This window comes from Qipengyuania zhejiangensis, assembly GCF_035607565.1.
In the GTDB taxonomy this organism is placed as follows: domain Bacteria; phylum Pseudomonadota; class Alphaproteobacteria; order Sphingomonadales; family Sphingomonadaceae; genus Qipengyuania; species Qipengyuania zhejiangensis.
Genome location: NZ_JAYKGO010000001.1, coordinates 129,824 through 148,203 on the forward strand (window position 1 = coordinate 129,824; position 18,380 = coordinate 148,203).

19 protein-coding genes are annotated in these 18,380 nt (G+C 59.0%); 13 read left to right on the plus strand and 6 right to left on the minus strand.

Annotated elements, in window-relative coordinates; translation table 11 throughout:
- Position 1: 1 nt before the first annotated feature.
- From narI to VR863_RS00560, 5 genes are read left to right on the plus strand one after another with little or no spacing between them, the layout of a single operon-like run.
- Positions 2–703, plus strand: a complete 702-nt coding sequence (gene narI / locus VR863_RS00540) for a respiratory nitrate reductase subunit gamma (RefSeq protein ID WP_324826495.1) — start codon at positions 2–4, stop codon at positions 701–703.
- Positions 696–1,508: a peptidylprolyl isomerase gene (locus VR863_RS00545; protein ID WP_324826496.1), complete on the plus strand. Its 813-nt coding sequence runs from the start codon at positions 696–698 to the stop codon at positions 1,506–1,508. Before narI ends, VR863_RS00545 begins: the two co-directional genes overlap by 8 nt.
- Positions 1,505–2,533 carry a GTP 3',8-cyclase MoaA gene (gene moaA / locus VR863_RS00550; protein WP_324826497.1) on the plus strand — a complete coding sequence of 343 codons (1,029 nt, stop codon included), beginning with the start codon at positions 1,505–1,507 and terminating at the stop codon, positions 2,531–2,533. The genes VR863_RS00545 and moaA (VR863_RS00550) overlap by 4 nt, the downstream gene beginning before the upstream one ends.
- A gap of 1 nt (position 2,534) precedes the next feature.
- Positions 2,535–2,792, plus strand: coding sequence for a MoaD/ThiS family protein (locus VR863_RS00555; protein ID WP_034960244.1), 258 nt, complete (start codon positions 2,535–2,537; stop codon positions 2,790–2,792).
- Positions 2,789–3,244 carry a molybdenum cofactor biosynthesis protein MoaE gene (locus tag VR863_RS00560; protein WP_034960243.1) on the plus strand — a complete coding sequence of 152 codons (456 nt, stop codon included), beginning with the start codon at positions 2,789–2,791 and terminating at the stop codon, positions 3,242–3,244. The genes VR863_RS00555 and VR863_RS00560 overlap by 4 nt, the downstream gene beginning before the upstream one ends.
- Before the next feature lie 73 nt (positions 3,245–3,317).
- Here the strand turns inward: VR863_RS00560 and VR863_RS00565 are convergent, their stop codons facing one another.
- Positions 3,318–4,067 (minus strand): CBS domain-containing protein, encoded by a 750-nt coding sequence (locus VR863_RS00565; protein WP_324826498.1) that lies wholly within the window; start codon positions 4,065–4,067, stop codon positions 3,318–3,320.
- A 210-nt stretch (positions 4,068–4,277) separates the two neighbouring features.
- On the opposite strand from VR863_RS00565, the gene moaB reads away from it, so the two are divergent.
- From moaB to VR863_RS00580, 3 genes are read left to right on the plus strand one after another with little or no spacing between them, the layout of a single operon-like run.
- Positions 4,278–4,814, plus strand: a complete 537-nt coding sequence (gene moaB, locus VR863_RS00570; RefSeq protein ID WP_034960240.1) for a molybdenum cofactor biosynthesis protein B — start codon at positions 4,278–4,280, stop codon at positions 4,812–4,814.
- Entirely contained in the window at positions 4,811–5,284 is a 474-nt protein-coding gene (moaC, locus tag VR863_RS00575; protein ID WP_324826499.1) for a cyclic pyranopterin monophosphate synthase MoaC, read from the plus strand. Before moaB ends, moaC begins: the two co-directional genes overlap by 4 nt.
- Positions 5,284–6,468, plus strand: a complete 1,185-nt coding sequence (locus VR863_RS00580) for a molybdopterin molybdotransferase MoeA (protein WP_324826500.1) — start codon at positions 5,284–5,286, stop codon at positions 6,466–6,468. Before moaC ends, VR863_RS00580 begins: the two co-directional genes overlap by 1 nt.
- Here the strand turns inward: VR863_RS00580 and mobA are convergent.
- The 3 genes from mobA to VR863_RS00595 are packed head-to-tail and all read right to left on the minus strand — an operon-like array spanning position 6,449 to position 8,983.
- Positions 6,449–7,084: a molybdenum cofactor guanylyltransferase gene (mobA, locus tag VR863_RS00585; RefSeq protein WP_324826501.1), complete on the minus strand. Its 636-nt coding sequence runs from the start codon at positions 7,082–7,084 to the stop codon at positions 6,449–6,451. The two genes, VR863_RS00580 and mobA, sit on opposite strands and share 20 nt — an antisense overlap.
- A gap of 30 nt (positions 7,085–7,114) precedes the next feature.
- Entirely contained in the window at positions 7,115–7,708 is a 594-nt protein-coding gene (pdxH, locus tag VR863_RS00590; RefSeq protein WP_324826502.1) for a pyridoxamine 5'-phosphate oxidase, read from the minus strand.
- Between the two features lie 21 nt (positions 7,709–7,729).
- Positions 7,730–8,983, minus strand: a complete 1,254-nt coding sequence (locus tag VR863_RS00595) for an acyl-CoA dehydrogenase family protein (RefSeq protein WP_324826503.1) — start codon at positions 8,981–8,983, stop codon at positions 7,730–7,732.
- A gap of 198 nt (positions 8,984–9,181) precedes the next feature.
- On the opposite strand from VR863_RS00595, the gene VR863_RS00600 reads away from it, so the two are divergent.
- The 5 genes from VR863_RS00600 to VR863_RS00620 all read left to right on the plus strand — a co-directional run bounded on the left by VR863_RS00600 (position 9,182) and on the right by VR863_RS00620 (position 15,799).
- On the plus strand, positions 9,182–10,390 hold the full coding sequence (locus VR863_RS00600) for an NnrS family protein (RefSeq protein ID WP_324826504.1): 1,209 nt from the start codon (positions 9,182–9,184) through the stop codon (positions 10,388–10,390).
- A 146-nt stretch (positions 10,391–10,536) separates the two neighbouring features.
- A complete protein-coding gene (locus VR863_RS00605) occupies positions 10,537–11,262 on the plus strand; it encodes a Crp/Fnr family transcriptional regulator (protein ID WP_324826505.1) in 726 nt (241 codons plus the stop codon).
- 99 nt (positions 11,263–11,361) lie between these two features.
- Positions 11,362–12,135 (plus strand): Crp/Fnr family transcriptional regulator, encoded by a 774-nt coding sequence (locus VR863_RS00610; protein ID WP_137677632.1) that lies wholly within the window; start codon positions 11,362–11,364, stop codon positions 12,133–12,135.
- A gap of 126 nt (positions 12,136–12,261) precedes the next feature.
- Positions 12,262–13,575, plus strand: a complete 1,314-nt coding sequence (hemN, locus tag VR863_RS00615; protein WP_324827541.1) for an oxygen-independent coproporphyrinogen III oxidase — start codon at positions 12,262–12,264, stop codon at positions 13,573–13,575.
- Positions 13,576–13,582: 7 nt separating this feature from the next.
- On the plus strand, positions 13,583–15,799 hold the full coding sequence (locus VR863_RS00620) for a copper-transporting P-type ATPase (RefSeq protein WP_434784950.1): 2,217 nt from the start codon (positions 13,583–13,585) through the stop codon (positions 15,797–15,799).
- A 258-nt stretch (positions 15,800–16,057) separates the two neighbouring features.
- Here the strand turns inward: VR863_RS00620 and VR863_RS00625 are convergent, their stop codons facing one another.
- Positions 16,058–17,242, minus strand: coding sequence for a molybdopterin molybdotransferase MoeA (locus tag VR863_RS00625; RefSeq protein WP_324826506.1), 1,185 nt, complete (start codon positions 17,240–17,242; stop codon positions 16,058–16,060).
- Positions 17,243–17,256: 14 nt separating this feature from the next.
- Positions 17,257–18,294: a GTP 3',8-cyclase MoaA gene (moaA, locus tag VR863_RS00630; RefSeq protein WP_324826507.1), complete on the minus strand. Its 1,038-nt coding sequence runs from the start codon at positions 18,292–18,294 to the stop codon at positions 17,257–17,259.
- Positions 18,295–18,380 lie beyond the last annotated feature (86 nt).

An 18,380-nucleotide genomic window follows, 5' to 3' on the forward strand; every position in this document is an offset into this window, starting at 1 on the left:
CATGGACACCTATCTTAACCATCTGCTTTTCGGAATTTACCCGTATATCGCACTCGCCACTCTGGTGGTGGGATCGATTATTCGTTTTGACAGAGAGCCTTATAGCTGGCGCTCGGGTTCGAGCCAGCTGCTTCGACGCAAACAGCTGATGTGGGGGTCTGTGCTGTTCCATGTCGGTGTGCTGTTCGTGCTCTTCGGCCATATCGTCGGACTGTTGGTCCCCATCTGGATTTTCGACTCTTTTGCAATCAAGCATGAATGGAAGCAGGCGCTGGCGGTGTACGGAGGTGGCTTTGCGGGAACCCTCGCCTTCATCGGCGCAACATTGCTTCTCCATCGCCGTCTGTTCGATGCACGCATAAGGGCGAATTCGAGTTTCTCTGATACAGGGATCATTTTCCTCCTGTGGCTGCAACTGGCTATTGGCCTCGCAACCGTTCCAATTTCCCTAGGCCATATGGATGGCGAGCAAATGGTTCGCTTCATGGCTTGGGCCAACGGGATATTCACTTTCAACCCGACGGCTTCGCTCTGGCTCGATGGCTCGCACTGGATTTTCCGTGTCCATATCTTCCTGGGCCTTACAATCTTTCTGCTCTTCCCATTCACCCGTTTGGTCCACATGCTGTCTGCTCCGGTCCGCTACCTATGGCGGGGCGGCTACCAGATCGTGCGTTCGCGTAAGGATCTGAGCCATGGATGATGTGATGGAACGCGTGCAGGTCAGCGTCGGCGGTGTAGAGATTGCCGAAGCCGCTATCGCCGCCGAAGCGCAAAATCATCCGGCTCCCGACGCGGAGGCCGCTTGGACGGCCGCGGCCGAAGCGCTGGCAATCCGTCAGCTTCTACTTGCGGAAGCTGACCGGCTGGAAATCTCTGCCGACGAGCGCTTCGATGATGAGGGACGCAAGCTCGCAAGCGAGGATGCCCGGATCGATGCCCTGCTTAGCCAGGAAGTCGACGTTCCTGTGGCGAACGAAGAGGAAGCAAAGCGCTTCTACGACCAGCACCGCGATCGCTTCGCCAGCGAACCGCTGGTCGAAGCAGAACATATCCTGTTTTCTGCCAGCCCCGATGACTCATTCAATTATGGTTTGGCAGTCGGTGATGCGCGTATGGCGATCCGTGAATTGGAAAAGGACCCGTCGCGCTTTGGCGAACTGGCCAAGGCCAGATCTGCCTGTCCATCGAAAGAACAAGGCGGCAATCTCGGCCAGATCGGCAAAGGACAAACGGTCGCCGAGTTCGAAACAGCGTTGTTTGCCCTATCGGAGGGCGAGCTGTGCTTGTCTCCGGTAAAATCGCCTTTCGGCGTTCACGTGATCCGTGCCGGGCGGCGGGCGGAAGGCAAGCAACTGCCGTTCGAAGTGGTCGAGCAATCGATCCGCAATTATCTGGAAGAAGCCAGCTATCGCAAAGCCGTTGCACAATATCTGTCGATTCTGGCGAGCCAGACGGAGATCGAGGGCGTGGACTTGGCTGCAGCAGAAGGACCATTGGTTCAGTGACAGATAATCGCGACTTCGCTGCCCTTGCCAGTGACCGGCGTGTTGACCAGTTGTTCGACGGGATCGGACGGCGGTTCGAGTATCTTCGCCTGTCCTTGACCGATGTCTGCAATTTTCGCTGCACCTATTGCCTGCCCGACGGCTACAAGAAGCCCTGCAGTCGCCCGACTGAGCTTTCCGCCGACGAAGTGCGCCGTATTGTGACAGCCTTTGCCAGACTCGGGCTGTGGAAGGTGCGCCTGACAGGCGGCGAGCCAACTTTGCGCCGCGACTTCGACGAGATCGCCCGGACAGTTGCAAATGTACCGGGCATCCGGCGCGTGGCGATGACGACCAACGGGTATCGGCTGGCAGAAAAGGCAGCCGCCTGGCGGGCGGCAGGGATCAGCGCGATCAATGTAAGCGTGGACTCGCTCGATCCGGCCCGGTTCGCCGAAATTACCGGGCATGACAGGTTGCGGCAAGTCCTCGCTGGTATCGACGCGGCACAAGCAGCGGGTTTTGACAGCGTTAAGCTCAACGCGGTGCTGATGCGTGGTATCAACGACCGGGAACTCGAGGCAATGGTCGATTTCGTTTCGTCGCGCGATCTTTCACTCCGGTTTATCGAAGTCATGCGTACCAACGACAATGCCGAGTTCTTTGCCGAGCGGCACGTCACGGGTCAGTCTGTCATCGACCGCCTGCAGGCTCTGGGGTGGTCGCGCCTTCCGCGACAGGCTGGCGCCGGTCCCGCAGTCGAGTTCGGGCATGAGCACGCGAAAGGACGGATCGGCATAATCGCGCCTTATTCGAAGGATTTCTGTTCCAGTTGCAATCGCCTGCGCGTCTCTTCGCTTGGAAAACTGCATCTGTGCTTGTTTGGCGATGCTGGCATCAATCTGCGCCCTCTGCTCCAGGACGATGACGCAGGGGACGAACTGATCGAACGCATCCGCAAGCTTACAGCGACCAAGGCTCCGGCGCATCGGCTTCATCAAGGAAATAGCGGTGCCACGCCGCACCTGGCATCCATCGGAGGTTGAATTGAACCAGTCGCTCAATGTTGAACTTTGCGGCAAGCTGGCTGACAGCTACGGGGGTTCTGTCACGCTCGACATTTCACCTAGCGGCTTGCCGGTCAGGGAGCTCTTCGAGGCGGTAAGCAGTGCGTATCCCTTGCTCGCACCGATCCTCGCTGGCGGTCGCATTCGGGCTTGCGTCAACGAGACGATCGTACCCGATGATGCGATCATTCGCCAAGGCGATACAGCGGCGCTTTTTCCTCCGGTTTCGGGCGGATGACGGCGTTTGTCGAAGTAAAGCAGGAGGTGTTCGATCCGTCTGTATGCCTTTCGCAGTTTACAGGGCGGATCGGTGATGAAGGGGCCGTCGTAAGCTTCACCGGAAGAGCCAGAGGGCAGACCAAGGACGGTTTGCCGATCAACGCGCTGGTCCTTGAAAGCTACCGGGGCGTCACATTGGCCTCCATGCAGCAAATCGCAGCAGACGCGCACGCAAAGTTCGCAATAACCGCAAGCCATGTCATTCATCGCGCGGGCCGGATCAAACCGCTGGAGGCGATAGTGTTTGTGGCAACGGCCTCACCCCACCGCAGAGCGGCGTTCGAAGCGGCCGACTATCTGATGGACAGGCTCAAGACAGAAGCAGTTTTTTGGAAGCGCGAGGAGCATGCAAACGGCTCGGCCTGGATCGAGCCGACCGATGCGGACAGGAGCGATGTTGCGCGCTGGTGAAGCACGTCATCCGGATCAGCTGCGATGCAGCCTGCGACACAACGCGCTGCAATATGCCTTTGCTTTGTTTGGTTCAGCCCCAGAATGCTTGAGTGACTGCGCGGTGATCATCGACCGCTTTGACAAATGGGATCGCCGCCACCGCCTCGCGCGAAGGCAGCAGTGCGTCCTCGTCCTGCACGGTTCCTGTCAGGGTAACGACGCCCTCTGAAACGGCCACGTCAGTCAGCCACGCGCTTGCACCCTTAATGGTCAGAAGCTTCTCGATCACCCGTGCACGAATGATGTCGTCATCATTGGTCATCGGTCCATGCGAGCCTACTGGTCGCACGATCAGCGCTCGCACGATATCAGCACGACTGACGATACCGACGAGATTGTCGTCGCGCAGGACCGGCAGGTGCTTGATCCGATGTTCATCCATGAGGTTCGCGATTTCGGACAGGGTGGTGGTCTCTTCGACGCTGACGACGACCGGTGTCATGACCTCGCCAACCGTGTGTCCGAATGCCTTCACGCATTCAGGTTCCGGGGAATCAACGTCGCAGGTGTCGGGCGGGTTGCCCAACTCCTCCCGGTGGAGCAAATCGGTTTCGCTTAGAATGCCGACAACCTTGCGACCGGAAACGACGGGCAGCGCGCTGACTCCGTGATCGATCAGCATTTCTGCAGCGTCATGGATCGATACATCCGTGTGTATCGAGATCACCGATCCGCTCATGATGTTGCAGGCTTTGAGTTCTGCAATGGTAGGGGGGCCTGTTCCCTGGCCATTATCATCACTGCGTCTTGTGGCAGGCTTCGTATTGGTTGCTTTGGTCATAATAACCTCCTTGATGGCGGAGGCATCACTTCATTCTCAGTGGGTCGCGAGACGGCTGGCTGCAAAGCCTCGAAGCCCAGTTGGAGTATGTAAGGTCACCTCCATTTGATTATCATGCCATGAAGCCACCAGTCAGTCATTGATCCACGTCAAATACGCGTGAGCAAATCCCGGACAAAGAAAATACCAGTCAATCAAAGGAAGTATGTCGTGCCCGGAATAGACGATAGCCTGGAGTTTCATCCACTTAAGGTTGCAGTTCTTACCGTATCGGATACGCGGACACCGGAGACCGACACGTCGGGCGCGCTCTTCGCCACACGCCTCCAGGAGGCTGGGCATCATCTCGCAGGCCGCGCTATCGTGCCTGATGAGGTCGACTCAATCCGCAAGCAGGTATCTGCCTGGGTCGCAAATCCGGACGTGGACGTTATTGTCAGCACCGGAGGAACCGGATTCACGCCCCGCGATGTCACGCCTGAAGCCGTAGGTCCGTTGCTGCGCAGAGTGATGGATGGCTTCAGCGTCGTCTTCCATCAGGTAAGCATGGACACGATCGGCGTTTCCACGCTGCAATCCCGCGCATTCGCAGGCCAGGCCGATGACACGTTCATATTCTGTGTTCCCGGCTCCACAGGAGCCTGCCGCGATGCTTGGGATCGCATTCTCGCGCTCGAGTTCGATAGCCGTTATCGTCCTTGCTCGATCGCAGGCCAGGTACCCCGCCTGAGACACCTTTGCGCATGACCGACCTTACTCATCTCGATCGAGAAGGTCGCGCAAGAATGGTTGATGTCGGCGAGAAATTGCCGACGAGGAGGAGCGCCGAGGCCTTAGGTCGACTTCGGTGCGCACCGGCAACGCTTGTCGCGGTATCGGAAGGCCGGACGCCCAAGGGCAGCGTGATTTCGACTGCCGAATTGGCAGGGGTCATGGGTGCGAAGCGCACGGCGGACTTGATCCCGCTATGTCATCCCCTTCCTCTTTCCAGCGTCGTGGTTGAGGTGACGCTCGACGAGAGCCTGCCGGGCTTCGTTGTAAAAGGCGTCGCGCGCTGCGATGGGAAAACCGGTGTTGAAATGGAAGCGCTTATGGCAGTCTCAATCGCTGCGCTCACGCTCTTCGACATGCTCAAGGCGATTGATCAAACAATGCAGATCGAAGCGGTCCAGGTTACTTCGAAGACAGGTGGCAAATCGAGCTCATGGGGGACGTGATGATTCCTTTCGACGAGGCGATTGGACTGATAAACGACCAAGCAACTACGCTTGGTGAAGAGGTCGTACCTCTCGAACGAGCAGCCGGCCGTGTTCTCACAAGAGCTCTGGACGCCAGACGGGATGCTCCATTCAGCGCAGTTGCCGCGATGGATGGCTATGCCGTCATCGATAGTGCCACACGTCCCGGCGAGGCATTGCGGGTTATTGGGCAATCTGCAGCCGGAACGGGCTTTACTGATGCTTTAAAGCCCGGCGACGCTGTGCGGATTTTTACCGGGGCTCCCATGCCCCAGGGTAGTGACCGCTGCATCATGCAGGAATATGCCGAGCGGAATGGCGATTTGGTGGTTTTCAAGGAGGATTATGGGCCAGGCTGGCACGTTCGTCCGCCGGGCAGCGACTTCCGCAAAGGTGACCGGCTCGTATCGCCGGGCACCCGTCTGGGAGCCCGGGCAATGGTTGCTGCGGCCGCAGCCGACCTTGCCACCGTTAGCGTGAGCGTGCAGCCGCGTGTGGCCATCATCGGCACGGGCGACGAGTTGATGGTGCCAGGAACTGCATACACGCGCGCTGACGCCATTGCCGAGAGCGTAACCTACGGGGTCGCCGCCATGGCTGCCGCATCAGGGGCTGAGGTGGTCGAACGAGCATTGGCCTCCGACGATCTTCCCGCGCTTGAGGATCTGGCCGGTACAATGCTCAGCTGTGCTGACGTGGTTATAGTAACGGGCGGCGCATCTGTCGGCGAACGCGATTTCGCCAAGCCGATGTTTGCCCCGCATGGACTGGAATTGGTGTTCGCGAAAGCTGCGATCAAGCCTGGAAAACCGGTCTGGCTCGGACGCGCCAAAGGCAAGTGGGTCTTGGGGCTTCCCGGCAATCCGACATCCGCCATGGTTACTGCGCGTCTGTTCCTGATGCCACTGCTCGCGCGGCTGCAGGGACAATCGATTGCCGAAGTCAATTGCTGGCGAAAAATGGTTCTGGCGGAGGAACTACCGACGACAGGGGGGCGGGAAACCTTCATTCGCGCCAGCTGGGAGAAAGACGGCCTTGTCCCGGTCACCAACCAGGATAGCGGTGCGCAGCGTGCATTGATGCAGGCGGACTGGCTTATTCGTCGTCTGCCCAACGCGCCGGTCTGCCGCGCAGGAGAGCATGTTAGCGCGCTTGCCTTTTGAGCCGATGCCTCGCTTCTGTGAGCGCTCTCTCGTCATTGATGTTGGCAAAGGGGTCTTGCTTGGGCTCGGATTCCCACGAAACCCGCACCGCACCTGACGCTTCGGCAAAGCTCCAGAGCGATCGTCCTCCATTGGCGATATAATCTTTCAGTATTGGCCGATCGACGCGCCACATGGCCGCCATCGGATGATCCTTTCCAGCGCTGACTGGCATTGCGCAACCGCCTTCCCCGATTGCCTCCTTGAGCCGAAGCAGGAGATCATCGGGCAAGAATGGCATATCGCACCCGATGACAAGCACACGGAGATGATTGTGCGTCGCCGCGAACGCAAATGCGCTGCTCAACGCGCTGATGGGACCGATATCGACTTGCTCGTCGGTCAAGAGCGGTATGCCCGGGGTCGCGATTTGATCGACGCTGCGCACCGCAATTGCAATCCTATCGGCATGCGTGTTGGCCCAGTCGATCGCCCGATCAAGAAGCGATTGGCCTGCCAGCAGCCGCGCATGTTTAGAGCCACCGATACGCGAACCGTTGCCCCCGGCGGCGATCACGATCGGAACAGTTGGGTCAACCTTGCTGGCGACTGGCTTTTCCAAATTTGTATGCGCCATGGTTTCAAGAGGTCCTCGGTATGCCTAAAATCATGGATAGAGCAGGAATTGCTGCCATGCGCCATCGCAGGTGCGTTGATAGCAAACGCGATCATGCAGCCTGAACCTGGCATTGCTCCAGAATTCGATCCGCTCGGCACGAACCCGGAAACCTGACCAGAATGGCGGACGAGGAACATCCCGAGACTTGAACCTGGCGACTACGCTGGTCAGCCGCCCGGCCAGCTCGCGCCGGTTCTTGAGCTGCGATGATTGTTGGGATGCCCATGCGCCATAGCGGCTGGCCAGCGGGCGGGTCGCGAAGTAGCGATCTGCTTCAACATCGCTCACTGACATGGCGTGACCTTCGATCCGCACTTGTTTGCCAAGGTCTGACCAGTGGAAGCACATCGCCACGGCTGCGTTCTCGGCCAGCTCGGTGGCTTTGCGGCTCTTGAGATTGGTATAGAATACGAAGCCTCGCTCATCGTGCTCCTTGAGTAAGACCATTCGGCTGGATGGCTTCCCTTCGCCTGATACGGTCGCCAGATTGACTGCCGAGGCTTGCTCAGCCCCTAGCTCGCGCGCGGCCTGAGAAAACCAGTCGGTGAATTTGGCGAAAGGATCTGCAGCTTGCCTGGTCATGGTTCGATCCCATCTGACGCGTCAGCGATCTCGCCATTCCGCCAAGCGCGATCCAACCTGTGCCAGCTCAATACGGGCGATCGATCGCAAGTGAACCTCGTCAGGTCCATCGGCAATCCGCAGCGCGCGCATACCGGCATAGACTTCAGCCAGGCCGAAATCATCTGAGAGCCCACCCGCGCCATGCGCCTGCATTGCGTGATCGAGAACTCGTAGAGCCGTTCTGGGTGCAGCGACCTTGATCAGAGCGATCTCGAGCTTGGCAGCCTTATTGCCTGCTTTGTCCATCATGTCAGCGGCCTTAAGACACAGCAGTCTTGTCATCTCGATATCGAGGCGTGCTTCTCCCAGCCTTTGTTCCCATACCGACTGCTCGGACAGTCTCTTCCCAAATGCGATGCGCGACTGAAGACGTTCGGCCATCTTCTCTAGTGCGCGCTCGGCGGCACCGATTGCGCGCATGCAGTGATGAATGCGACCGGGTCCAAGCCTTCCTTGAGCGATCTCGAAACCGCGTCCTTCACCCAGTATAATGTTGGCCGCAGGAACCCGCACGTTGCGCAGCACCACTTCGCCATGGCCGTGTGGAGCCCCGTCATACCCGAATACTGGTAGCATGCGCACAATCTCCACGCCCGGCGCGTCGAGCGGAACGAGGATCTGAGATTGCTGCTGGTGCGTGTTCGCGTCCGGGTCAGTCTTGCCCATGACGATGGCGAGCTTGCAGCGTGGATCACCAACTCCGGAAGACCACCATTTGCGCCCGTTGATGACGTATTCGCGACCTTCGCGGCGGATCGAGGTCTGGATATTGGTTGCATCGGAGGAAGCGACATCGGGCTCGGTCATCAGGAATGCTGACCGAATTTCTCCGTCGAGCAGAGGCCGTAGCCATTGTGTCTTTTGCTCTGTCGTTCCGTAGCGGTGTAGCACCTCCATGTTTCCGGTGTCGGGGGCCGAGCAGTTGAACGCTTCCGAAGCGAAGCCGACCCTGCCCATTTCCTCCGCGCAAAGCGCATAGTCGAGATTGCTGAGCCCTGCTCCGCGATAGTCTCCGTCATCATGGTCCGACGGCGGCAGGAACAGGTTCCACAATCCCGCGGAATAGGCCCGTGCCTTCAATTCTTCAACAACCGGCGGCACTTGCCAACGCTCGTGTTCATGCTTGCCCAGTTGGTCTCGGTATACTTCTTCTGCGCGATAAATATGCGCGTGCATGAAGTCGCGTACGCGGTCCCGCCAATGGGATTGATCGTTTGAAAGGCTGAAGTCCATCGAGAGAGCGCTTTGCTGTAGAAGGGTTTGGACGCTTAGAGATAGACGCAAAGCTCCGATTTCAATTGATCTTGGTCAAAGCCCGGCGAGGTAAGTGTGGGGCTAGGTACCAGCGAGAATTTGGGCAAGTTGCGGCCTCGAGGACTGGTCTCGCCTCGAATTCGTGCTGCAAGGCTTCAGATCAGGAGAGTTAAGCGAATGCGGAGCAACGCGGAGCGCCTCGCATTGCGGCGGCGTCGTATGGAAAGCGGACCAACGATTTTCCGAGGGGCCTTTCGCCCGTTCTTTCTCGGCGCTGCGTTTTGGGCTGTCTTCGCCATGAGCCTCTGGCTGGGATATCTACTTGGACAAATCCCTGGCGGTTTCGTGTCTGACGCACTGGCGTGGCATCGCCACGAGATGCTGTTCGGATTTGTCGGAGCGGCAATCACTGGCTTTGCGCTAACGTCCGCGCCCAACTGGACCGGACGCTTGCCCATCGCTGGATGGCCGCTTGCAACGCTATTTTTCTTCTGGTGTGTAGGGCGGGTTCTCCCGTTTGGCCTGGCGGATACGAGTGCGGCCCTTATTGCTCTCGATGGAGGGTTCTACCTTTTTCTCTCTTTTCTGATCGGGCGCGAAAAGACCCACGGTCGCAAACGAAGTCTCACGATTTGCATGTTTATTGCGGCGTTTGGTTTTGCCGACATTCTTGATCGGATGGAGATCGCAAAATGGATCGATAGCGCGGGCCTGGGGTGGCGAGCGGGAATAGCTCTCGTCACTGCTCTTGTCATGCTGATCGGAGGGCGGCTTATTCCCAGCTTCACGCACAATTGTTTGCTGAAGCAAGTCAGGCTGGACCCCACTCCGACCCAGCCGGGCCTGACAGACGCCATTGTCATGGCCGTCACGATTGGCGGCTTGCTCATCTGGATTCTTGCTCGCGCAAGCGGCGCATCCGGAACCCTGCTGATGCTCGCGGGCCTTGCCAACTTCGCGCGGTTGGCCAGGTGGCAGGGCTGGCGCTGTTTGCCTTGCCTACCGGTATTTGTTCTTCACCTGGGATATTGTTGGCTCGCACTCGGCCTGCTCCTCCTCGGAGCCGCGCAATTCGGATGGATCAGCGAGAGCCCTGCAATTCATGCGCTTTCGACAGGGGCGATGGCGACGATGATACTTGGCGTCATGAGCCGCACGTCGCTTGCAATGACAGCGCGCGAACCGAGTTTTAACTTGGCCATCGCATCGGCATGCGTGTTGATCACCCTAGCTGCTATTGCTCGCGTCGTGGCCGGGCTGCAAATTGGGCAGTCCTTTGTTCTTCTTGTTGTTGCGGGCTTTGGGTGGCTAGGAGCATTCGGGCTCTTCCTGGTTGTCTTTGGCCCGATACTCAATTCGCCGAGAAAAGGGGCTCTGGGGAAATAGCTGTCCAGTCACGAATGCATGGCTCACAGGCTGCCACCCCCTTTTGGTAAGCGGTGGGTGACAGATCTCAGAGTTTCTCTTGGTTGTTTCCGGGCCAAAACCCTCTTTGGCTTGGCGAGCCTAATTAAACGCGCTATTCCAACAATATGGATTCTCTCGAAATCGAGCCATCATTAAACTTCTGCCAGGCTTGTGCTGTTCGCAACCGTGCGATCTGTGCTGACCTCGACGAGGATGAATTAGGATTGCTGAACGCAATCGGTCGGCGAAAACGGCTTCAAGCAGGTGAACAGTTACTTTGGGAAGGCGATGACGCGATCATCGTCGCCAATGTGGTGGAAGGCGTCCTCAAGCTTTCGACGCAGACGGCGGATGGAAGAGAACAAATCCTTGGGATGGTCTATCCGTCGGACTTCCTAGGTCGCCCCTTCGGTGAGACCACACCCTATGGCGTCGAGGCGATTACCGATGCGCAGGTCTGTGTATTTCGGCGCACCGATTTCGACAGGTTTGCCCGAGAACACCCCAGGCTTGAGCACAAGCTCCTCGAGCGGACGCTGGCCGAATTGGATCGCACGCGGCGCTGGATGGTGCTGCTGGGGCGAATGAATGCCGAGCAGAAATTGGCCACCTATCTTGTCGAGACGGCAGAAAGGCTCATTCCTGCAAACTGCGAAGAGGCGGAACTGGGTGATGAGCGATCGCTGACCTTACCTCTTTCCCGCCAGCAAATGGCTGACGTTCTTGGCCTCACGATTGAGACGGTTAGTCGGCACATGACCAAGCTGAAGAATGATGGGTTGATCGGTCTTCCAGGCCGACGCGAACTGACAATCAATTCGTTGAAGGCTCTCGCAGAACGAGGGGGTTAGTCTGGCCCAGGCCAGCTGAGAAGCAAGCTGGCCGTGTTATAAGTTTCGGACCCCCGCACCAACCGGTGCTTCCACGAGACCGAATACGAAACGTTCGGTTTGACCGAAATCAATGACGTCGCCTCGTTGATCATCCAGATTTCGCTGATGCATGCAAAGCAATCAGCTGCGGCCTCGCCGACTTCGATCGTTTTCACGGGAGCGACAGCACCTGTGGCTTCTCTTGGCGCTAACGAAGCAACGCATCTTCGTCTGCAGGCGCTTACCAGATATGTCGGCGCTCGCTCCGGAGACTCTCGAGTAACTGATAACAGCGCCAGCCAGGTGGTTCTTGTCGTTGAGGGTGCGGTCAAGCTCATAGCCAGTGCGTCAGCCGGACGCACTCAGGTGATGGGGTTCTACTTCAAGGACGACTTCATCTACGTGCCCGCACGAGAAACGCATGCCTATAATCTCTGCGCCCTGAAGGACTGCGAGCTTGTCGCCTTTCCGGCCACGGAATTCATTCGTCTGGCTCAAAGCGACAAGACCCTCAACAACAATTTCCTGAGTCACCTGCTGCGCGCCCTCAGTCGTTGTCGCGAAAAATCTCTTGCTCTTGGGCAAAAGACTGCGCGGGAGCGGGTCGCGACGTTCCTGGTCAGTATGGCGGAGCGTATCGGAGCTCCGTTCTCAAATGGAGCCCTGCTCGACCTTCCCATGTCTCGTCGTGATATCGGCGACAATATTGGTCTTACGATCGAAACCGTAAGCCGCCAAATGACGGAACTGCGAAATGCGGGCCTCGTATCCACTTCTGGGAGATCGCAGGTCAAAATCCTTGATCTTGCCGCGCTCAAGCAAGAGGCAGGTCATCTCTCCGGCTTGAGCTGAGAGCGACGCCGACCCGGCACGTGGAAATGCTCTGCATTGCCTTGGTGTTTGGAAGTTGCGACCGGCGCGTCGTATGATTTGATACAGATCAAGGACTTCCGAAAAGGGAGAGCGCATCCGTTGGCCATGTGGCCTTACCATCCCGAATTGCTCGAACAGCCTGTCCCGCGCTACACCAGCTTTCCGACTGCAGCCGAGTTCGAGGCGATCGACGCAGGCGATTACAGCACTGCGATTGAGAGCACGTCCGGAGACGTCTCGCTCTACGTGCATATCCCTTTTTGTGAAAAGATCTGCCATTACTGTGGTTGTAACACGGGCGCTGCAGGACGTCGGCACAGACTGGAATCATATCTCGAAGCGCTGCATCGTGAGATCGAGACGGTCTCGCGCTTGCTCCCTTCGGACTCGCAGGTGCGCCGAATTGCATTTGGCGGCGGTAGTCCCAATGCGCTCGCACCCACGGATTTTGTCCGCCTCGTCGATGATCTGATCATCCGCTTCGGGATCTCTGATCCCGTTTTCTCCATCGAACTTGATCCACGCACGATGTCTCGTGAATGGGCCGAGGTCATAAGAGCGCTTGAGATCGATCGCGCAAGCCTTGGCGTTCAGACCTTCGCGCCGCATTGCCAGGAAGCGATAGGGCGGGTCCAATCTGAGACATTGATAGCCGAAACGACCGACCTTTTGCGCAACGCTGGCGTGTCATCGCTCAACTTTGACTTGATGTACGGGTTGCCGCAGCAATCCAACGATGATCTGTCCGAAAGCTTGCAGCGGGCAGTGGCGTTCGGTGCCGACCGAATTGCCCTGTTTGGTTATGCGCACATGCCGAATTTGGTGCCGCGGCAACGCGCGGTCGATGCCCGCTTCATGCCTGACCGGGCCGCGCGTTTCGAAATGGCGCAAATCGGGTTCACCTATCTTTGCTCCAACGGCTTTCGTGCCATCGGGTTTGACCATTTCGCACGCTCGGAAGACGATCCGCTTGCAAATGCTGCTCAAGCGGGAACTCTCCGGCGTAATTTCCAAGGCTTCACCGATGACAATGCGCGCGCCTTGATAGGCTTGGGTGCATCGGCGATCAGTTCATTCGAGACCCTGCTCGCCCAGAACGAGAAGAATAGCGGCCGATACCGTATGCTAGCATCGGATGGCCGTCTAGCCACCGTGCGAGGTAGGTCCAGATCAACGGATGACCGCACTCGGGGCCAGGTAATCGAGCAACTCCTGTGTTCGGGGAAGGCTCAGATATCCTCGGAAACTGAAGCCCAGGTAATGCCGTTTTTGATGCCATTTCTTGAGCGAGGTCTCGCGTGCTGTGAAGAGGGTGCCATCTCAATAACACCTCATGGGCTTCCATACTCACGGGCGATTGCGGCCTTGTTCGATCCCTATCTCGATCACCCGCCCGGCCGTTTCAGTTCGGCGGTTTAATCGAACGGTGAGCGATCAGCACTGCCACCATGAAAAGCATAAGGGTTGCGCTGAAACGCCTCAAAGCAGCGCCCGATACGATGCGATTTCCGAAGGCTGCGCAGGCGCGGTTTACACGTGTCCAATGCATCCTGATGTAAGACAGGCCGCACCTGGCCCATGCCCCTTTTGCGGTATGGCGCTTGAACCGCAGAGCGCGGCTATGGCGCTTCATGAACCCAATCCGGAACTGAATGATTTCGCGCGCCGGTTCTGGGTGGGTGCGATCCTAACGCTTCCGGTCCTGCTTCTCGCCATGGGTCCGATGATCGGACTTGGTGCGATCCGCGAAGCGCTAGGGCATCGCACGGGCCAATGGGTTGAGCTTGCCTTGGCAACTCCTGTGGTCTGGTATTGCGGCTGGCCTTTCCTTGAGCGCGGCTGGAAATCGTTTCTATCTTGGAACCTCAACATGTTCTCGCTGATCGCGATGGGCGTTGCCGCATCCTGGCTGTTCAGCATTGCTGCGGTCATTGCCCCGGAAATTTTCCCAGCAAGCTTCCGCGACACACACGGTATTGTCCCTGTCTATTTCGAGGCTGCCGCGGTGATCGTGGTGCTGGTCTTACTTGGACAAATTATGGAACTACGGGCGCGCGAAGGAACGAGCAAGGCGATCCGAGCGCTGCTTGATCTCGCTGCGAAAACAGCACGGATTGTGCGAGCGGATGGCAGCGAAGAAGATGTCGCGCTCGACCGGGTCACAATCGGCGACCTTGTTCGTGTTCGCCCGGGCGAGAAGATTCCAATCGACGGGATCGTGGTCGAAGGCCACTCTTCGCTTGACGAAAGCATGCTATCGGGCGAGCCGTTTCCAGTCGAAAAGCAGACCGGCGATATGGTCACGGGCGCTACAATCAATGGTACAGGCAGCCTGGTAATTGAGGCGCGGCGCGTTGGCGCCGACACGATGCTAAGTCAGATCGTCGAGATGGTCGCCGCAGCCCAGAGATCGCGCGCGCCGATCCAGAGATATGCCGACAGAGTTGCCGGATGGTTCGTTCCGGCGGTCATTGGCATTGCGGTGTGTGCTTTCATAGCCTGGGCAATCTGGGGGCCGCCGCCAGCCTTTTCCCATGCACTGATCACGGCTGTATCAGTCCTGATTATCGCCTGTCCCTGTGCGCTCGGACTGGCAACGCCGATGTCGGTGATGACGGCAACCGGGCGCGGCGCACAGGCGGGAGTGCTGATTAAGAATGCCGAAGCGCTCGAACGCTTCGCGACTGTCGATACACTGCTTGTCGATAAGACCGGGACGTTGACCCATGGCAAACCGCGCCTGGTCGCGGTACTCCCTAGCGAGGGCTATCGTGAAAACGACATTCTACGGCTGGCCGCGACTCTAGAGCGAGGATCGGAACACCCGCTTGCCGAAGCCATCGTCGAAGGCGCCAAAGCACGCGGCATTGTCCTTGGGTCAGCCAAGAATTTCGAAGCGGTCACCGGCAAGGGGGTACTGGGAGAGGTCGATGGCAGGTCTGTGGCTTTGGGCAATCTCAAGCTATTGCAAGACCTTGGAATCGAGCCACCGGTGCTTGCAGATGCAGCGGACGCTCGCCGCGATGAAGGCGAAACGGTGATGTTCGTCTTGGTCTCAGGCGAAATGGCTGGTCTCCTCAGCGTCGCCGATCCGATCAAGAAGACGTCACCAACCGCGCTCAGGGACCTTCGTAGTTTGGGCTTTCGTATCATAATGGCGACCGGCGACAATGAGCGCACCGCGCGGGCAGTTGCGGCAAAACTCGGGATCGATGAAATCCGAGCCGACGTGCTACCCGAAGACAAGGCGCGGATTATTCGCGAACTACAAGGCGAGGGTCGGCGAGTCGCGATGGCGGGCGATGGGGTGAATGACGCCCCCGCACTGGCGCAAGCGAATGTCGGCATCGCAATGGGGACCGGAGCTGATGTGGCAATCGAGAGCGCCGGAATTACTCTCGTCAAAGGCAATCTTGATGGGATCGTTCGCGCGCGGAGGCTAGCGCGCGCAACCATGCGCAACATCCGGCAAAATCTGTTCTTCGCCATTGTCTATAATGGAATAGGCGTACCAATCGCTGCCGGCGTGCTATATCCGTTTTTCGGCATCCTCATCAGCCCGATGTTGGCGGCCTTCGCCATGAGCGCGTCGTCGGTCTCGGTCGTGACCAATTCGCTGAGGTTAAGAAACCATCCAATCTGAGCAGTCACAGATCTATTCACGGTCGTGTGGTTCTATCGGGTGCAAGCCTCCAGTTTGTCGTGGGGGGCGTCGAAAACACAACGATTCGAGTCCTAAAAAGGGCATCGAACCAGTCACTTAGTAGGCGCTGTGGGCCTTTTTGTGGGCCTTTTTTATTCACCCCAGAGAATATCGTCGTCATATCAGTTGGTTATTCCAGCTATGCGATGCCTCTTCTGGCACCAAAGTTTCTCCTGAATACAGAAAAAACGGCTGCGTTTAGAACGTTAGCGCGGCCGCGTGGTGGCCTGTCTGCATGGCTGGCTGTCCTGGCGGACAGCGGATCAGCCAGTCTGCCGCGAGCAGGGGGGCTTGTGCGCCGCTTTCCTGATTGCCGACCGGTTGCAGCCCGTGCGGCCCTGCTGAGGCGCGAACGAATGTCTCGCGCGGGCCGGTGGCGGGCAGCGCCTGGGCCAGCGGCATCGCCTGAAACGCAAGGTCGGTTGCCGGATCACCTCCCTGCAGGCGTGTGAGGGCCGGCTGGAGGAACAGGCGCGCCGTCACCATGGCGGAGGTCGGATTGCCGGGCAGCCCGAGGATCAGTGACCCTTTCGCCTTTCCCAACCAGACGGGTTTACCTGGCTTGATCGCAACTCCTGCAAAGGCGAGCTCCGTTGCGGTCTTGGCAAACATGGGGCGCGCGAAATCGCGGTCGCCCACCGACGCACCGCCAATTACCACCACGCAATCCGCCATTTCCAGCGCCCGCGCGGCCAACGAGGCCAATTCGTCCAGGCAGTCGCGGCCGCGCATTCGCGCCACTACGACGCCGCCCATTCGGACACACAGGGCGGCAACGCCATAACTCGCCGATTCAGGGAGCGTGTCGGGCGTGTCCGATGAGGTTCCGGGCTCGGCAAGTTCGTCGCCGGTGGCGATGATTGCCACGGTCGGGCGGCGATAAACGTCCAGATGCGCCCTATCGGCAGCGGCCGCGGTGACCATGGCCCGCGGCCCCAGACGCGTTCCGGCAGGAACCAGAATGTCGCCGACCCGAAAGTCGCTCCCCGCGGCGCGGACATGGGTATCGGGGCCGTAGCCAGGGCGAAAGCGCACGCGTTCGCCCTGGCGGTCGGCGTATTCCTGCATGATTACGAGATCGGCGCCATCGGGCAGCGCAGCGCCGGTGAAAATTCGCGCGGCTTCTCCCGGACCCAGGCGGCGCGATGCCGGCGCACCGGCGCGTGCTTCGCACACCACGTCGATCCAGCGGTCGGGATAGGTCGTATCCGCAGCGACGGCGTAACCATCCATCGACGAAACCGCGCGGCGCGGAGCATTAGCGCGCGCCACAAGCGGGGCCGCCAGAAACCGGTCGGCGGCATCGGCCAAGGTGACGGTTTCCGTGCCAAGCGGGCTGACCGCCTTGGCCAGAAGGCCGATCGCATCATCGAAGGAGATCAAGGCGGGCGTTCCCTCTAGCCGCCGATGGAAGCCAGGTGCGGGGTGGCGCCGCTATCGCCATCGTGCAGGCGATGTCCCTGAGCCTTGCCCGGCATTGACGACAGGATACGCGCCACCAGCTCGTCCCGCTGTGCGTCCGATTGCAGCAAAGGTCGCAAGTCGATGCCCGCTTCACCGAACAGGCAAAGGTGCAGCTTGCCCGTGCTCGACAGGCGCAGGCGATTGCAACTGTCGCAGAACCCGGGCGAATATGGGGCGATGATACCGATGCGCCCGCGTGACGCAGGGTGCGCGTATTCGACAGCCGGACCGGCCCCGCTGCGGCGTGCAAGGGCAGTCCAGCCGCCATGCTCCAGTCGTTGGCGAAGCGCATCGGCGGGCGTGTGGGTGGTTTCGAAAAAGCGTGCGTTATCGTTCGTGCGCATCAGTTCGATGAAGCGCCATGACACATCGCGATGCTGAACAAAGGCCAGTATGCGATCCCACGCGCCTTCATCGATCTGGTCCATCAACACGCTGTTGACCTTTACGGCGGCGTATTCGGCAGCCAGTGCCGCGTCGATCCCGGCAACCACTTCATCGAGCCGGTCGTGTCCGGTGATCTGCGCGAAGGCGTGCGGGTCGAGCGTATCCACGCTGACGTTGACCGCATCGATCCCCGCGCTGCGCCAGTCGCTAGCCCGCTGCGCCAGACGGTATCCGTTGGTGGTCATCGCCACCCGCCGGATGCCCGGTACGGCGGCGACCTGGCGGGCGATCGCGTCGAAATCGGCCCTCACCGTGGGTTCGCCGCCGGTCAGGCGCAATTTCCACAGACCCAGATCGGCGAAGGCCCGAACCGCGCGACCGATTTCGTCAGGGGTGAGTTCAGGCGCACATCCGGCTGGCTTGCGATATCCGTTCGGCAGGCAATAGGTGCAGCGAAAATTGCACCGCTGGGTAAGCGAAAGGCGCAGATATTCAAACCGTCGCCCGAACGCATCCTGCAGCTTTGCGGCGCCGCTTTCCCGACTGTCCGTTGGGGCGCGGGGAAGGGGGGCGGGCTGATCCATCTTCGGGCCTGATAAACCACCCGAAACGATGTGGCCACAGCCAGCCACTGGTCGCCCCGCAAATCGGCTGTTAAGCGTGCCGCCGG

What these genes read in the sequence shown, in the direction of transcription:
- narI (WP_324826495.1), top strand. Translation starts at nt 2, where the DNA reads ATGGACACCTATCTTAACCATCTGCTTTTCGGAATTTACCCGTATATC.
- VR863_RS00545 (WP_324826496.1), top strand. Translation starts at nt 696, where the DNA reads ATGGATGATGTGATGGAACGCGTGCAGGTCAGCGTCGGCGGTGTAGAG.
- VR863_RS00560 (WP_034960243.1), top strand. Translation starts at nt 2,789, where the DNA reads ATGACGGCGTTTGTCGAAGTAAAGCAGGAGGTGTTCGATCCGTCTGTA.
- VR863_RS00565 (WP_324826498.1), bottom strand. Translation starts at nt 4,067, where the DNA reads ATGACCAAAGCAACCAATACGAAGCCTGCCACAAGACGCAGTGATGAT.
- moaC (WP_324826499.1), top strand. Translation starts at nt 4,811, where the DNA reads ATGACCGACCTTACTCATCTCGATCGAGAAGGTCGCGCAAGAATGGTT.
- VR863_RS00580 (WP_324826500.1), top strand. Translation starts at nt 5,284, where the DNA reads ATGATTCCTTTCGACGAGGCGATTGGACTGATAAACGACCAAGCAACT.
- mobA (WP_324826501.1), bottom strand. Translation starts at nt 7,084, where the DNA reads ATGGCGCATACAAATTTGGAAAAGCCAGTCGCCAGCAAGGTTGACCCA.
- pdxH (WP_324826502.1), bottom strand. Translation starts at nt 7,708, where the DNA reads ATGACCAGGCAAGCTGCAGATCCTTTCGCCAAATTCACCGACTGGTTT.
- VR863_RS00595 (WP_324826503.1), bottom strand. Translation starts at nt 8,983, where the DNA reads ATGGACTTCAGCCTTTCAAACGATCAATCCCATTGGCGGGACCGCGTA.
- VR863_RS00600 (WP_324826504.1), top strand. Translation starts at nt 9,182, where the DNA reads ATGCGGAGCAACGCGGAGCGCCTCGCATTGCGGCGGCGTCGTATGGAA.
- VR863_RS00605 (WP_324826505.1), top strand. Translation starts at nt 10,537, where the DNA reads ATGGATTCTCTCGAAATCGAGCCATCATTAAACTTCTGCCAGGCTTGT.
- hemN (WP_324827541.1), top strand. Translation starts at nt 12,262, where the DNA reads ATGTGGCCTTACCATCCCGAATTGCTCGAACAGCCTGTCCCGCGCTAC.
- moaA (WP_324826507.1), bottom strand. Translation starts at nt 18,294, where the DNA reads ATGGATCAGCCCGCCCCCCTTCCCCGCGCCCCAACGGACAGTCGGGAA.